Consider the following 15,128-nt stretch of genomic DNA (forward strand, 5'->3'; position numbering starts at 1 on the left):
TGCTCCCATCCCGGGCATCGGCGCCTGCCGGCTGGAAAGGGTAGCCCCTATGGCGACGATGACTCCCGAAGATCCGGTGATGGAGCGGCTGAGCCGCCTGGTTTACGATAGTCCGATCGCGACGGTCGTGACCGATCCACGCCAGCGCGACAATCCGATCGTCGCGTGCAACGATCCGTTTTGCGAGCTGACCGGCTATCCGCGCGAGGAAGTCGTCGGCCGTAATTGCCGCTTCCTGTCCGGGCCCGCGACCGAGCCATGGCTGTCGGACGAAATCCGTCGCGCGGTGGCCAATCGCAAGCCGGTGCTGGTCGAAATCCTCAATTACAAGCGCGACGGCACGCCGTTCCGCAACGCCGTGCTGGTCGCGCCGCTGTATGACGAGGAAGACGAGCTTGTCTATTTCCTCGGCAGCCAGGTCGAGGTGGAAGCACGCGCGCCGGCGCCGGGGGTGATGCGCCGTATCCAGGCGGCCGAGATGGTGAAATCACTGTCGCAGCGGCAATGGCAAGTGCTGAAGCTTGTCGCCTCGGGGCTGCTCAACAAGCAGATCGCGGCTGAATTGGGCCTGTCCGAAAAGACCGTGAAGATGCACCGCGCCATCCTGATGGATCGGCTCGGCGTGCCGACAACCGCCGACATGATCCGCCTGGCGGTGGAAGCGGGACTGTAACCACCGCCAAAAGGCTTACCGGCCAAGAACGGTATGGGGCGGCAATCAACCTTGGGCTAATCTCGGCATGGCCATGGGGAAGTGCGACACGGGCCACCTCCCTCCCTCGTCCGGCGGTCAAACCCTCTCCACACCGCAGTCCGCGCTTCGCCATGGTCACTTTGCTGCTCGCGTGCTGATGATTGACAAGCCACAATAAAAACAGTGCATTGTGGCCTATGTCCATCGCTCTCTTGATGCTGCTTCAGGCGGCGCTCGCTCTTCCTTCGGAAGCATCACCGGCGACTGATGGGCTGTTGCCGGTCAGCAAATGGGTGGTCGATTACGAGCCCGATGCCTGCATCGTCGCCCGCAACTTTGGCGACAAAAATGCGCCGACCAATTTCGGGTTCAGGCTCTGGCCGCTGGCAAGCACGATGGAGTTGGTGCTCGCCGGCGGTTCCGCCGATTTGAAACTGCCTGAACAGGGACAGCTTGAAATTACGACGAATGAGGGCCCGATGGACGACCCCGGCTGGTTCCAGTCGGGGGAGACAAAACTGAAGACCGACGCCAAACCGATGCGCCTTACCGTTATCCGCACGGGCTTTGATGCGTTCCGGCAAAGGGCATCGGCCACAACCTGGGTCTTCGCCTACAAGGACAAGTCTGTTCGCTTGCGCACCGGCCCAATGACCGACGTTCTGAATGCCCTCAAGGATTGCGAAAAGGATTTGCTGAAGACCTGGAAAATCGATCCGGCCGAGTTGGATCACCCTGAACTCAGAGCAAAGCCAATCGGCAATCCCGATACGTGGTTTGGTCCGGCCAATTATCCGTCTACCGCGAAAGCGGCGGGGGCGGAGGCACGCATTGTCACGTTTCTGACAGTCGATGCGACCGGTCGGGTGACCGACTGCAGGGCGTTGGGAAAGCACTCGGGTTTCGAGTTCGAGAAGGTGACGTGCAATCTCTTTATTCATTATGGTCGTTATGCGCCGCCGCTTGATCCTACCGGCAAGCCCGTGATCAGCCATGTAATTGCGCCGCCGGTACGGTGGCAGTTGCGGGACTACTGACGCCCGAAGAACCGATGGGCTATGGCGCACCGCCAGCCGTACCTAGCCCGGTAACGCTGCTGGCGCTTCACCAGCCAGGAGTTGCGCCACGAACAGCCACACGCTGGGGCGAAGATGGACAAGCAAATGCCCGCCATCGACGGCCACGATGCGCAGCCCCGGCTCATCGGCGACGAAGCAGGCAGCCGGATTGACCATGCCATCATTGCGCGACCAGATCGCGGTTGCGGGCACGGGTAGCGGTCGTCTGGCTTCGACCAGCCGTGCGGCGACCGCCGGATCATCGACGCGCTCGCCACTCAGCAACTGATAGGTCCGCCAGGCATTGGTCGCACGCGCATCGGCGGCATAGGGCGAGCAGATCGTCACGACCTCCCGCACCAGCGACGGCCCCCGATGCGCGGCGAGTCGGGCCATGATGCCGCCAAGGCTAACGCCAATCAGCGTGACGCTACTGCCGTCACGTTCGGCCAATGCCGTGACGCGAGCGATCAGATGTTCGGCCTCAGCCCCGATCGTCGGCGTCCCTCGATTCATGCCGAGCTGCCAGGTTTCAGCGCGATAGCCGAGCTTGCTGAGAAAGTGCGCCATCGGCCTTACCGAGCCGTCTCCGGTCGCGACGCCTGGCAGAACGAGGACCGGCCGACCATCTCCCTTAGGTGCGGCCCGCAGCACGGATCGATTGACCGCCGCATCGACCAGCGTCCCCAGCGCTCGGGGCAGTTCGGCGGCCAGCGCCAGCTTACTCGGCGGCGGTAAGCGAACCGGTGTCATGGGATGATACCGCCCGGCGCCGTCAGCTTCAAATATGGATCGGCTTGCCCAATACCCCCATTGCCGCTTCCTTGAACGCCTCGGCGTGGGTGGGGTGGGCGTGGCAGGTATAGGCGATGTCCTCGCTGGTCGCGCCGAATTCCATCGCTTGCGCGGCTTGCGCGATCATTGATCCCGCGACGCTGGCGATCATCCACACGCCGAGCACACGGTCGGTCTTCGCATCGGCGATCACCTTCACGAAGCCATCGGGCTCGTGGTTGGTCTTGGCGCGTGAATTGGCGAGCATCGGGAACTTGCCGACCTTCACCTCGCCCCGCTCCTTGGCGGCTTCCTCGGTCAGGCCGACGCCGGCGATTTCGGGCCAGGTATAGACGACGCTGGGAATGACATCGTGGTTCACGATGCCGTGCTGGCCGGCGATATTCTCGGCACACGCAATGCCTTCATCCTCGGCCTTGTGCGCGAGCATCGGGCCGGGGACGACATCGCCGATCGCCCAGATGCCGGGGACGGCGGTGCGGAAGTCGTGATCGATCTCGATCTGGCCGCGATTGTTGGTCTTGAGGCCGGCGGCGTCGAGGTTCAGGCCATCGGTATTGGGGCGGCGGCCGATCGAGACGAGGACGGCATCGGCTTCCAGCGTCTCGGCCGCGCCGCCCGCAGCGGGCTCGACGGTAACGGTCGCCTTGTTGCCGTTGACCGCGACACCCGTCACCTTGGTCGACAGCTTGAACTCGATGCCCTGCTTCTTGAAGATCTTGTTGGCTTCCTTGCGGACCTCGCCGTCGAAGCCGGGCAGGATCTGGTCGAGATATTCGACGCACGTCACTTTCGCGCCCAGCCGCTTCCACACACTGCCGAGCTCAAGCCCAATGACGCCGCCGCCGATGACGACGAGGTGGCCCGGCACTTGCGGCAGTTCGAGCGCGCCGGTGGAAGAGACGACGATCTTCTCATCGATCGTAACGCCGGGCAACGGGGTGACGCTGGAGCCGGTGGCGATGATGATGTTGCGCGCGCGATAGGTCTTGCCCGCGACCTCGACCGTATCGGTGCCGGTGAACTTGGCATGGCCCTGCAGCCAGTCGACCTTGTTCTTCTTGAACAGGAAGGCGACGCCGCCGGTCAGCTGCTTGACCGCATCACGGCGCTGCGCGTGCATCGCCTCCATGTCGAGCTCGAGCGCGCCGACCTTGACGCCCAGCTTGGCGAGCGTGCCGTTGGCGGCGTCATTGTAGAATTCGCTCGCGTGGAGCATTGCCTTGGAGGGGATGCAGCCGACATTGAGGCAGGTGCCGCCCAGCGTCTCGCGGCTCTCGGCGCAGGCGGTCTTCAGCCCGAGCTGCGCCGCGCGGATTGCCGCAACATAGCCGCCGGGGCCGGCACCGATCACCAGGACGTCATAGTCGTAATTGCCGTCTGCCATTTTCTACCTCACTGTGCTCCTGCGAACGCAGGAGCCTAGGGTTGTCAGCCGAACCGCTTCTGGCTCTGGGATCCTGCGTTCGCAGGAGCACCACCCCCTCACAAATCAATCAATATCCGCGTCGGGTCTTCGATCGCGTTCTTGAGCGCGACCAGGAACGTCACCGCTTCGCGGCCGTCGATCAGGCGGTGGTCGTAGCTGAGCGCCAGATACATCATCGGGCGGGCGACGATCTGGCCGTCCTTCACCACCGGGCGGTCCTCGATGCGGTGCAGGCCCAGCACGGCGGACTGGGGCGGGTTGATGATCGGGGTCGACATCAACGAGCCGAACACGCCGCCGTTCGAGATGGTGAAGGTGCCGCCCTGCATTTCTTCCAGCTTCAGCGTGCCGTCCTTGGCGCGTTTGCCGAAATCGCCGATCGTCTTTTCGATCTCGGCGACGGTCAGCTGATCGGCATTGCGCACCACCGGCACGACGAGGCCCTGCGGCGCCGAGACCGCGACCGAGATATCGACATAATGGTGATAGACGATTTCATCACCCTGGATCTGCGCGTTGACGCTCGGCACGTCCTTCAGCGCGAGGCACGCGGCCTTGGCGAAAAAGCCCATAAAACCCAGGCGGACGCCGTGCTTTTTCTCGAACAAATCCTTGTACTTGGCGCGCGCCTCGATCACCGCCGACATGTCGACATCGTTGAACGTCGTCAGCATCGCGGCCGTGTTTTGCGCGTCCTTCAGCCGCTTGGCGACGGTCTGGCGGAGGCGCGTCATGCGGACGCGCTCTTCAAGCTCCGCGCGGCCGGCAGCGGCGACACCGCTGTCCGACGGCGGCTTTGCCGTCGGCGCGGCAACAGGCGCAGGCACAGAGATTGCTGGAGCCGGCGCGCTGGCCGCTGCCATCACGTCGTCCTTGGTCAAGCGGCCATCCTTGCCGGTGCCTTTGATCCCCGAAGGGTCGACCCCGGTTTCGAGCACCGCCTTGCGCACCGAGGGGCTGAGCGCGGCGGGGGCATCGCCGGGGGCGGGCGCGGGCTCCGGCGGAGTGGCAATGGGCGCAGGTGCGGGCTGAGAGGCCGGCGCGGGCGCAGGCGCCGGCGCGAGTTGCGGCGCGGTGCCCTGGAAGGCCTCGATCGTCGCGATCATCGCGCCGACCTGCACTGTGTCGCCCACCTTGACCGCGTGCTGGCCAAGCATGCCGGCGACGGGCGCGTTGACCTCGACCGAGACCTTGTCGGTCTCCAGGCTGGCGATGGGCTCGTCGGCCGCGACCTGGTCGCCTGGCTGCTTCAGCCATTCGCCCAGCGTCGCTTCGGTGATCGATTCGCCCAGTGCGGGGACTTTGACTTCGGTTGCCATGGTCTGGCCCTCTAACCTTATTTTGCGTCACCCCAGCGAAAGCTGGGGTCGTTGGGTTATTCTTGCGGCACGCGGCCCCAGCTTTCGCTGGGGCGACGCTCCTAATTCTTCCGCGTCCGCCTGATTTCCTCGCGGACATTGTGCCCCAGCGCATCGGCCACCAGGGCGGCTTGCTCCATCTGGTGGCGCTTGGCGAGGCCGGTCGCGGGCGAGGCGCTGGCGGCGCGGCCGGCATAGCGCGGGCGCTGCGGCTTCACGTCTGCCTCGGCCAGGCATTCCTCGATAAACGGCTCGACGAACGACCAATAGCCGTTGTTCTTCGGCTCTTCCTGCGCCCACACCACGTCTTCCAGCGCCGGCATCCGCTTCAGACGCTCGGTCAGCGGTTCGCCGGGGAAGGGGTAGAGCTGCTCGACGCGGACGATCGCGGTCTGCTTGTCGCCGGCTGCGTCGCGCGCCTCGATCAGGTCATAGGCGACCTTGCCCGTGCACAGCACCAGCCGCTTGACCTCCGCGTCCGCCGGCGCCGAGGGATCGGAGAGCAGGCGCATGAAGTGCGCATCGCCGACGAAATCCTCGGTCCTCGACACCGCCATTTTGTGGCGCAGCAGCGATTTGGGGGTGAAGACGATCAGCGGCTTGCGGAACGGCCGGTGCATCTGGCGGCGCAGCAGGTGGAAATAATTGGCCGGCGTCGTGCAGTTGGCGACTTGCATATTGTCCTGCGCGCACAATTGCAGGAAGCGCTCGGGCCGCGCCGATGAGTGCTCGGGGCCCTGGCCTTCATAGCCATGCGGCAGCAGCAACACGAGGCCGTTGGCGCGCAGCCACTTGGCTTCACCCGCGGCGATGAACTGATCGATCATGATCTGCGCGCCATTGGCAAAATCGCCGAACTGCGCTTCCCACAGCACCAGCGTCTTGGGGTCGGCGAGTGCATAGCCATATTCGAAGCCGAGCACGCCATATTCGCTCAAGGGGCTATCGAGCACCTCGAACCGGCCATGCTCGATCGTCGAGAGCGGGATATATTTATGCTCGTCGGTCTGGTCGACCCACACCGCATGGCGCTGGCTGAACGTGCCGCGCCCCGAATCCTGGCCCGACAGCCGCACGCCATAGCCTTCCGAGAGCAGCGAGCCGAAAGCCAGCGCCTCGCCCGTCGCCCAGTCGAAGCCCGTGCCGCTGGCGAACATCTGGCGCTTGGCATCGAGCACGCGGCCCAGCGTCTTGTGGATCTGGACGCTGTCCGGCACCGTCGTCAGCGTGCGGCCGAGCGCGTCGAACAGCTTGGGCTCGATGCCGGTATCGACGTTGCGCCGCGCGGTTTCAGGATCGGCCGGCGCGTGCAGGCCCGACCAGCGGCCGGCGAACCAGTCGGCCTTGTTAGGCTTGTAGCTTTGCCCGGCCTCGAACTCGCCTTCGAGCAAGTCGTTGAAGGCCTTCACCTGCGCGTCGATCCATGCCTGATCGACCACACCCTGCTCGATCAGCCGCTTGCCGTAAATCTCGCTGACCGGCGGGTGATTGCGGATCGCCGCGTACATCAGCGGCTGGGTGAAGCTCGGCTCGTCGCCCTCGTTATGGCCGAAGCGGCGATAGCACCACATATCGATGACGATGTCGCGGTGGAAGCGCTGGCGGAACTCGATCGCCATCTTGCACGCGAAGGTGACGGCTTCGGGATCATCGCCGTTCACATGGAAAATCGGCGCCTGCACGCCCTTGGCGACATCCGACGGATAGGGCGATGAGCGCGCGAATTGTGGGCTGGTCGTGAAGCCGATCTGGTTGTTGATGATGAAGTGGATGCAGCCGCCGGTATTGTAGCCGCGAAGCCCGGAAAAACCGAAGCATTCCCAGACGATGCCTTGCCCCGCAAACGCGGCATCGCCGTGGATGAGAACGGGGAGCGAGGCCGAATGCGTCTCCAGATCGCCCGCGATCGTCTGAATGGCGCGCGTCTTGCCGAGCACGACCGGGTCCGACGCTTCGAGGTGCGACGGGTTGGCGACCAGCGACATATGCACGTTGATGCCGTCGAACGTGCGATCGGTGCTGGTGCCGAGATGGTATTTGACGTCGCCCGATCCGGCGACATCGTCCGGGTTATCCGATCCGCCGCCGAATTCGTGGAAGATGACGCGGTACGCCTTGGCCATCACATTGGCGAGCACGTTGAGCCGGCCGCGATGGGCCATGCCGTAGACGATCTCGCGCACGCCGAACTGGCCGCCATATTTTATGACTGCTTCCAGCGCGGGGATCATGCTCTCGCCGCCGTCGAGCCCGAAGCGCTTGGTGCCGACATATTTGCGCGCGCAGAAGCGTTCCCACTGCTCGCCCTCGATCACCTTGGCGAGGATCGCTTTCTTGCCGTTATCGGTGAAGTCGATCGCCTTGTCCTGGCCTTCCATCCGCTCCTGCAAGAAGCGACGCTCCTCGACATCGCTGATGTGCATATATTCGAGGCCGACGCGGCCGCAGTAATTCTTGCGCAGGATGTCGACGATCTGGCGGACCGTCGCCCATTGCAGACCAAGCGTACCGCCGAGATAGACTTGGCGATCAAGATCGGCGCCGGAAAAGCCGTGATATTCGGGCGTCAGGTCAGCCGGCAGCGCACGTTCGGAGCGGTGGAGCGGATCGAGATCGGCAGCGAGGTGGCCGCGCACGCGATAGGTGCGGATCAGCATCATCGCGCGGATCGAGTCTGCGGCCGCCTGGGTTACATCGACTTGGCGGCTGGCGGGCGCTGCAGGGGCGGCGCCTGTGGCGGGCTTGGCGCCGCCAGCTTTTGGTCCCTGCGGCTTGGCGGGCGCCGGCTCCATCTGGGTGGGGTCGAGCGCGGCGGTCAAGTCATCGGTGGCGCTGCCCGGCCAGGCGGGGTTGCCCCAGCTCGGCCCGCTCGCGGCGCCGTCGAGCCCTTCGAACAGCGCGCGCCAGGCCGGCTCGACGCTGTCGGGCGAGGTCTTGTACCGCGCATATAGCGAGTCGATGAATGCCGGGCTCACGGCTCCGGCAAGCGCCTCGAAATCCTGGCCTTCGTAACCCATCACTTACTCCCGTCACCCCAGCGAAAGCTGGAGTCGCTTGCGGCGCGCGATCCCAGCTTCCGCTGGGATGACGGCCTTTGGGATCAACCCTTCAACACCTCGACCAGCGTCTCGCCGAGCAGCGATGGCGAAGGCGACACGCGGATGCCCGCGCTTTCCATCGCGGCGATCTTGTCCTCGGCACCACCCTGACCGCCCGAGACGATCGCGCCGGCATGGCCCATCCGCCTTCCCGGCGGCGCGGTGCGGCCGGCGATGAAGCCGACCATCGGTTTCTTGCGGCCGCGCTTCGCCTCGTCCTTCAGGAACTGCGCGGCTTCTTCTTCCGCCGATCCGCCGATTTCGCCGATCATGATGATCGACTTGGTGGCATCATCAGCGAGATACAGTTCGAGCACGTCGATGAAGTTGGTGCCGTTGACCGGGTCGCCGCCAATGCCGACCGCGGTCGTCTGGCCGAGCCCGGCGTTCGAGGTCTGGAACACCGCTTCATAGGTCAGCGTGCCCGATCGCGACACGACGCCGACCGAGCCCTGCTTGAAGATGCTGCCTGGCATGATGCCGATCTTGCACTCGCCCGGCGTCAGTACACCCGGGCAATTGGGCCCGATCAGCCGCGACTTGGAGCCCGACAGCGCGCGCTTGACCTTGACCATGTCGAGCACCGGAATGCCTTCGGTAATCGTCACGATCAGCGGGATTTCGGCGTCGATCGCCTCGAGGATCGAGTCGGCGGCAAAGGGCGGCGGCACATAGATGACACTGGCGTCCGCGCCAGTCTTGGCCTTGGCCTCGGCGACGGTGTCGAACACCGGCAGGCCGAGATGCGTGGTGCCGCCTTTGCCCGGCGTGACGCCGCCGACCATCGCCGTGCCATAATCGAGCGCGGCTTGGGTGTGGAAGCTGCCGGTCTCCCCGGTCATCCCCTGGGTGATGACCTTGGTGTGTTTGTTGACGAGGATGCTCATGCGTCTTCTATTCCTTTTGACACTTCCCAAGTCATCAGGAAGTCGGGGTTTCGAACTATCTCGCCCGTGCTGCGTAGCCGATACTCCCCGTGGTTCGCCCGTTCGAGCGCGCGGGCGTCGAAAGGATAGCTCCGTCGCTCGCCGTCTGAGCAGTCGATGTTGACCAAGCAGTATGTTTCGCGGTCTTCTATGCTACAGGTCCCCACAAATTGCTCCTGCTCGACAGTGCCATCGGAATGGATGTGGGTAACGCCGACGAGAAGCTTCTTGCCAACGAGCTCAGACGCCTCAATCATGCCAGCGAGCCGTCAATCCCCCTACACGCCACCAGCAGTTCCTTCACCGCCTCTACGCTGACCTGGAAATTTGCCTTCGCCGTTTCGTCCAGGTCGATCTCGATCACCTGCTCGACCCCGTCCTTGCCGATGATCACCGGCACGCCGACGTACAGGTTGTCGACACCGTACTGGCCAGTCAGGTGCACCGCGGCCGGCAACAGCCGCTTCTGGTCGCCGAGATAGCTCTCCGCCATCGCGATCGCGCTCGTCGCCGGCGCGTAATAGGCGCTGCCGGTCTTGAGCAACGCGACGATCTCGCCGCCGCCCGAGCGGGTGCGCTGGACGATCGCGTCGATGCGCTCCTGCGTCGATTTACCCATCTTGATAAGGTCGGGCACCGGAATGCCGCTGACGGTGGAGTATTGGATGACCGGGACCATCGTGTCGCCATGGCCGCCGAGCACGAAGCTCGTCACGTCCTTGACCGACACGTTGAATTCCTGGGCGAGGAAAGTCGAGAAGCGCGACGAATCGAGCACGCCCGCCATGCCGACGACCTTCTGATGCGGCAGGCCGGAGAATTCGCGCAGCGCCCACACCATCGCGTCCAAGGGATTGGTGATGCAGATGACGAACGCCTCGGGCGCGTGAGCGGCGATGCCTTCGCCGACCGCCTTCATCACCTTGAGGTTGATGCCAAGCAGATCGTCGCGGCTCATGCCCGGCTTGCGGGCGACACCGGCGGTGACGATGATCACGTCCGCGCCCGCAATATCCTTGTAATCGTTGGTGCCGGTGATGCTGGCGTCGAAGCCTTCGACCGGCGCGCACTGCGACAGATCGAGCGCCTTGCCCTGCGGCACGCCCTCGACCACGTCGAACAGGACGATGTCGCCCAGCCCCTTGAGCGCGGCGAGGTGAGCCAGCGTGCCGCCGATATTGCCGGCACCGATGAGGGCGATTTTCTTGCGGGCCATGGTCTCTCCCTTGCCGCTGCGGACGGGGCGGAGGCCGGACGGCTTCCGCGCCTTGAAAACGGGGGCGGCTTAGGCGCTTTGGGCGGGCAGGGCAACCACGAAAAGCCGGTTAAAGCGATCGCTTATGCTAATAGTTCGCAATAGTAAAATGAGCGGTTATTCCGGTGCCGAATCGTCCGCCACGTAGCGGCGCTCGCCGGTTCTGGCGTCGACCCAAACCCGCACGCGCTGACCGGTTTCGTCGAAGAAACGCTCGGGCGTCGCCTGCCAATTCTCGCCTGCCGGTGCTGTTGCCTGCGCAGCGCCGTAGCGCCGCCGCTCGAACAACACGCCGGCCAGCAGGACGAGCGCCACGATCAGCGTCGGCCAGCTCGATCCCTCCTCAACCACTCCGGCAAGCGCTAGCGCGACGAACAGAATCGCGAAGCCCAAGACCACCCCGCGCAGCATGCGCGGCTCAAGCGGTGGGCGCGGGATCGAGGATCACCGCGGTGCCATAAGCGATCACTTCGTTCATCGATTGCGCGATCTCACCCGAATCGAAGCGCATCATCACGACCGCATTGGCGCCCATCAGCGCGGCGTTCTGCACCATGCGGTCGATCGCGTGGCGACGGGTTTCCTCGACCAGGCTGGTATATTCGTGGATCTCGCCGCCGACGATCGAGCGCAAGCTCGCGGTAATGTTCCCGCCGATGCCGCGCGAGCGCACCACGACGCCGAACACTTGCCCCAGCACGCCCTTGACCTGATGGCCGGGCACATTCTCCGTCGTCGTCACCAGCATCGCGCCCTCCCGGTTTACCGCTTGCTAACCACGAATGTCGCTGCGGCTTATATAAGCTGTTAAGGGGCGCGGCCCTAGCGCAATCGACGTGATCGCGCTGCCGCCCCTTTCCCCCGAACGCCGCCAGGCGGTGCTCGCCGCGTTGCCCGCCATCGCGCTGGTGATGCTCGCCGCGCCGATCGTGCTGGCGCGGCTGCATGAGGCGGGCGTGCCGCCGGTGCTGGCGGCGGGGCTTACCGTGGCATTATTGGCGGGGCTGGCAGTGAACGCGGCGGGGCAGAGCTTTATTTGGCTCCGCGGCGCTTTTCCACCTTCTCCCCATACAGACGAAAATCCACAGCCTGTTCTCCCGAATTCCGCCGGATGAACGCCGCGACATCGTCGTGCAATTTGCGCAGCGATTCCTCGTGCGAATAGACCATGTGGCCTGACGGGTAATAGCGATAGTCGATATTGGCCTGGAGCGCGGCCGGTACCGGTAGGTGATGCATCTCGTACCAGCCCTGGTAGAAGGGCGTGCCCAGGTCGTAATAGCCGCCGGCTACGAGCACCTTAAGCCCCGGGTTCATCTTCATCGCGTTGGCGATATCGCCCATCACGCTGGTGCCGACCATCTTGAACGCGAAGGGCTGGCCGGGCGGCGAGTGGCTCCAGTCCCACACCGGAAAGGCGTTGATCGCGGTCTTGAACTCCTGGTCGTGCCCCCAGTTGAGCGTGTCGCGCGCATAGGCGTTGAAGGCGGTCACATAAGCCGAGCTGATCGCGGCATCCATCGGATCATATTCGGCGTCTTTCGACAGCGGATCGAGGTCGGGCCCGGCAAAGCGCGAATCGAGCCGGCCCGTTGTGAGCCCCTGGTCCTCGAGCAGATGCTTGGAGAAGGTCGGCCCGTCGATGCGCAGATCGGCCTTGAGGATGAACGATGCCGGCAGGCCGATATAGCGCGACAGCCGCTCGGCGACCGCCTGCTTGGTCTTGGGGTCGATCTCTGACCCTTGGGCGAGCGCGGCGGCGTAATCGGTGGTCGCGAATTTCTCGACCTCGGCGAGGAAAGGCTCGAGCTCGGCGGGGCGGCCGGCGGGCAGATGGTTGTGATACCAGGCGGTCGCGGCAAAGGTTGGCACTTGCACGACATAGCCTTCGACATTGCCGGGATTGGCCTGTTGCAGCCCGGCGAACAGGTTGAAGTCGAGGATCTGCGATAGCAGGACCACGCCGTTCATGTCGATATTGTCGCCGGCCGCCAACTCGTTGACGAGCACGGCGGAGCGCGGCGTGCCATAGCTTTCGCCGAACAGGAATTTGGGCGAATTCCACCTGCCATATTGGCTCAAAAACTGGCGGATGAAATTGGCGAAGGCGTGCGCGTCGGCATCGATGCCGAAGAACGCCTTTTCCTTGTCCTTGCCGGTGATGCGGCTGAAGCCGGTGCCCGGCGCATCGATGAAGACGAGGTCGGTCGCGTCGAGCAGGCTCGAGGCGTTGTCGACGATGCGATAGGGCGCGGCCGGCGTGTGGCTGTCGTCCATCGTCACCACGCGGCGCGGGCCGAACGCGCCCATATGCAGCCACACCGTCGGCGAGCCGGGGCCGCCATTGTAGAGGAACGTGATCGGCCGGCTGGCCGAGGGCGCGCCGTTCTTGAAATAGGCGACGTAGAACATCGATGCTTCGGGCGGCGCGGCGGCGGGGTCGCGATCCTTCTCGGCCTGGGCGCGCCAGGCGGCATCGTCATAATCGGCGGGGTGGATGACCAGCGTGCCTGCGACCGCCTTGTAATCGACGCGCTGGCCGCCGGCGGTCACGCTGCCGCTGGTGGTGACGCTGTGGGGGGAGAACAGGGTGGTGGGCTTGTCCTTGCCATCGGCGGAGGCATCGGCAGCCGGCTTGGGGTCGGCCGACTTGCCCTTGTCGGCAGCCAGTGCGGGCGCCGCCGCGAAGGCGAGCGCGAGCGTCAGCGTGCTCAACCGATTGAATGTGCGCATTTCGCCTCCCCTACCTCGTCTCGACCGTCACCCCGGCCTTGAGCCGGGGTCCCGCTAAATCCGACGATCCAGGAAGCGGGACCCCGGGTCAAGCCCGGGGTGACGATTGCTTAAGCCGACACTCCGTGGCCGCGCGCGAGATAATCTTCCGACTGCATTTCCTTCAGGCGGCTGACGGTGCGCTCGAACTCGAATTTGCCGTCGCCCGCGACGTACAAGTCTTCGGGCTGAGCATCGGCGGCGGCGATCAGCTTGACGTTGTGCTCATAGAGCGCGTCGATGAAGGTGACGAACCGCGCCGCTTCGTTGCGGTTTTCGGGGCCCAATCGCGGGATGCCGACCATGATGACGGTGTGATAGCGCCGCGCGACCGCCAGATAATCCGCAGCACCCCGCGCCTCAGCGCACATCTTCTTGAAGCTGACGACCGCGACGCCCTTCAGGCTCTTGGGGATGTGGAGCGTGCGCCCCTGGCCGACCGGAATATCCTCGGCCGGCACATGCGCGCGGTCCTCGGGCGGGAAGTCGGTCAGGCGGAAGAAGGCGGCGGAGAGTTGGGCGGTTGCTTCCGGGCCATTGGGGACGAGCCACATGTCCATCCGCCCGAGCCGGTCGCGGCGATAATCGGTTGGGCCGTTCAAGCCGATGACGTCGCATTTCCCCTTGAGGAGCGCGATGAAGGGCAGGAAATGCTCGCGGTTGAGGCCGTCCTTGTAGAGGTCGTCGGGCGGGCGGTTGCTTGTGGCGACCACGGTCAGCCCGCGCGCCCACATCGCGGTGAACAGGCGCGACAGGATCATCGCGTCGGCCGAATTGTTGATCACCATCTCGTCAAAGGCGAGCAGCCGGGTGTCGCCGACGAGCGCGGCCGCGACCGGGGGAATGGGATCGCCGGCTTCCTTCCTGCGCTCCTCGTTCAGCCGCGCGTGCACTTCGAGCATGAATTCGTGGAAATGGACGCGGCGTTTGCGGCGAATCTCGGTGCAGGCGAAGAACAAGTCCATCAGCATCGACTTGCCGCGCCCGACCGCGCCCCAGAGGTACACGCCGACCGGCGGCTCGGGCGCGCGGCCGAGTGCGCGCCACAGGACGGAGCCGCGCGGCGGCGTCGCCTCTAGCGCGGTGGCGAGATGGGCAAGGCGGAGCACCGCGGCCTGCTGCTCGGCATCGGCGCGGAGTTCGCCATTGGCAAGGAGCTGCTGGTAGCGATCGAGGATGAAGGTCATGGCGCCGTCGGCTTGCGGATCGTCGCGGCAAAGGCAGCGACCTTTTCCTCGCCCTGCACGACCAGCCCGCGCAGGAACAGCAGCCGACGGGTCTCGCGCAGCAGCTCGACCTGCGCCTCGACCTCCTCGCCGATCCGCGCGCCGCCCAGGAATTGTGTCGACAGATCGACCGTCACGGCGGTGCCCGCCTCGATCAGCCCGAACCCGCGCGAGGCGGCGAACAGCGCGATATCGATAAACCCCAGCAGCGCGCCACCATGCATGTGATTGGACAGGTTGGAGTGGATGCGTTCGGGCACCATCCGCACGCGCGCGATGCCGCCTTCCACTTTCAACAGAAATCGCCCGAACAGGCTGTTGAAGCGGGTGGGATCGGCAAGCTCCCAGCTCATCCAGCCGGGATGATCGGGCGCTTCGACATAGCGGAAATGGGGGGAGGTAGAGTCAGGCATTCGTCTTCCGGGGCTTACCTCCAAACCCTCGCCCCTGCTTGAAGGGGAGAGGGATGCGTAGACTTAGGTCTTGCGTAAGCAAGGCATTAGTCGGAGCTGGGTGA

At 64.7% G+C, this 15,128-nt stretch carries 15 protein-coding genes; 3 read left to right on the top strand and 12 right to left on the bottom strand.

Going from position 1 to position 15,128, the window contains the following annotated elements:
* The first annotated feature begins 49 nt into the window (after positions 1 to 49).
* Both ACLB0R_RS09255 and ACLB0R_RS09260 read left to right on the top strand, forming a co-directional pair.
* The gene (locus tag ACLB0R_RS09255; RefSeq protein ID WP_416642963.1) at positions 50 to 673 is read left to right on the top strand and encodes a LuxR C-terminal-related transcriptional regulator; all 624 of its coding nucleotides are present in this window, start codon (positions 50 to 52) and stop codon (positions 671 to 673) included.
* Positions 674 to 891: 218 nt separating this feature from the next.
* Positions 892 to 1,731, top strand: a complete 840-nt coding sequence (locus ACLB0R_RS09260) for an energy transducer TonB (RefSeq protein ID WP_416642964.1) — start codon at positions 892 to 894, stop codon at positions 1,729 to 1,731.
* A 42-nt stretch (positions 1,732 to 1,773) separates the two neighbouring features.
* On the opposite strand, the gene ACLB0R_RS09265 is transcribed toward ACLB0R_RS09260, so the two are convergent.
* The 9 genes from ACLB0R_RS09265 to ACLB0R_RS09305 all read right to left on the bottom strand — a co-directional run bounded on the left by ACLB0R_RS09265 (position 1,774) and on the right by ACLB0R_RS09305 (position 11,361).
* Entirely contained in the window at positions 1,774 to 2,505 is a 732-nt protein-coding gene (locus ACLB0R_RS09265; protein WP_416642965.1) for an esterase/lipase family protein, read from the bottom strand.
* Between the two features lie 28 nt (positions 2,506 to 2,533).
* A complete protein-coding gene (lpdA, locus tag ACLB0R_RS09270; protein ID WP_416642966.1) occupies positions 2,534 to 3,934 on the bottom strand; it encodes a dihydrolipoyl dehydrogenase in 1,401 nt (466 codons plus the stop codon).
* 98 nt (positions 3,935 to 4,032) lie between these two features.
* On the bottom strand, positions 4,033 to 5,295 hold the full coding sequence (gene odhB, locus ACLB0R_RS09275) for a 2-oxoglutarate dehydrogenase complex dihydrolipoyllysine-residue succinyltransferase (protein WP_416642967.1): 1,263 nt from the start codon (positions 5,293 to 5,295) through the stop codon (positions 4,033 to 4,035).
* Between the two features lie 101 nt (positions 5,296 to 5,396).
* Positions 5,397 to 8,351 (bottom strand): 2-oxoglutarate dehydrogenase E1 component, encoded by a 2,955-nt coding sequence (locus ACLB0R_RS09280; protein WP_416642968.1) that lies wholly within the window; start codon positions 8,349 to 8,351, stop codon positions 5,397 to 5,399.
* Positions 8,352 to 8,434: 83 nt separating this feature from the next.
* Entirely contained in the window at positions 8,435 to 9,319 is an 885-nt protein-coding gene (gene sucD / locus ACLB0R_RS09285) for a succinate--CoA ligase subunit alpha (RefSeq protein ID WP_416642969.1), read from the bottom strand.
* Positions 9,316 to 9,615: a hypothetical protein gene (locus ACLB0R_RS09290; protein WP_434953823.1), complete on the bottom strand. Its 300-nt coding sequence runs from the start codon at positions 9,613 to 9,615 to the stop codon at positions 9,316 to 9,318. The genes sucD and ACLB0R_RS09290 overlap by 4 nt, the downstream gene beginning before the upstream one ends.
* Positions 9,612 to 10,574: a malate dehydrogenase gene (gene mdh / locus ACLB0R_RS09295; RefSeq protein WP_416642970.1), complete on the bottom strand. Its 963-nt coding sequence runs from the start codon at positions 10,572 to 10,574 to the stop codon at positions 9,612 to 9,614. The genes ACLB0R_RS09290 and mdh overlap by 4 nt, the downstream gene beginning before the upstream one ends.
* 156 nt (positions 10,575 to 10,730) lie before the next feature.
* Entirely contained in the window at positions 10,731 to 11,024 is a 294-nt protein-coding gene (locus tag ACLB0R_RS09300) for a hypothetical protein (RefSeq protein ID WP_416642971.1), read from the bottom strand.
* Positions 11,025 to 11,031: 7 nt separating this feature from the next.
* Complete coding sequence (locus ACLB0R_RS09305) at positions 11,032 to 11,361, bottom strand: YbjQ family protein (RefSeq protein ID WP_416642972.1); 330 nt, start codon at positions 11,359 to 11,361, stop codon at positions 11,032 to 11,034.
* A gap of 88 nt (positions 11,362 to 11,449) precedes the next feature.
* Here ACLB0R_RS09305 and ACLB0R_RS09310 point away from each other — a divergent pair, with 88 nt between their 5' ends.
* Positions 11,450 to 11,728, top strand: a complete 279-nt coding sequence (locus tag ACLB0R_RS09310; RefSeq protein WP_416642973.1) for a hypothetical protein — start codon at positions 11,450 to 11,452, stop codon at positions 11,726 to 11,728.
* Here the strand turns inward: ACLB0R_RS09310 and ACLB0R_RS09315 are convergent.
* The 3 genes from ACLB0R_RS09315 to ACLB0R_RS09325 form a co-directional block, all read right to left on the bottom strand.
* Entirely contained in the window at positions 11,646 to 13,346 is a 1,701-nt protein-coding gene (locus tag ACLB0R_RS09315) for a S10 family peptidase (protein WP_416642974.1), read from the bottom strand. The two genes, ACLB0R_RS09310 and ACLB0R_RS09315, sit on opposite strands and share 83 nt — an antisense overlap.
* A 110-nt stretch (positions 13,347 to 13,456) precedes the next feature.
* On the bottom strand, positions 13,457 to 14,572 hold the full coding sequence (zapE, locus tag ACLB0R_RS09320) for a cell division protein ZapE (RefSeq protein ID WP_416642975.1): 1,116 nt from the start codon (positions 14,570 to 14,572) through the stop codon (positions 13,457 to 13,459).
* Positions 14,569 to 15,024: a PaaI family thioesterase gene (locus ACLB0R_RS09325; protein ID WP_416642976.1), complete on the bottom strand. Its 456-nt coding sequence runs from the start codon at positions 15,022 to 15,024 to the stop codon at positions 14,569 to 14,571. The genes zapE and ACLB0R_RS09325 overlap by 4 nt, the downstream gene beginning before the upstream one ends.
* Positions 15,025 to 15,128 lie beyond the last annotated feature (104 nt).

This window comes from Sphingomonas sp. GlSt437 (assembly GCF_048015635.2).
Lineage (GTDB): Bacteria > Pseudomonadota > Alphaproteobacteria > Sphingomonadales > Sphingomonadaceae > Sphingomonas.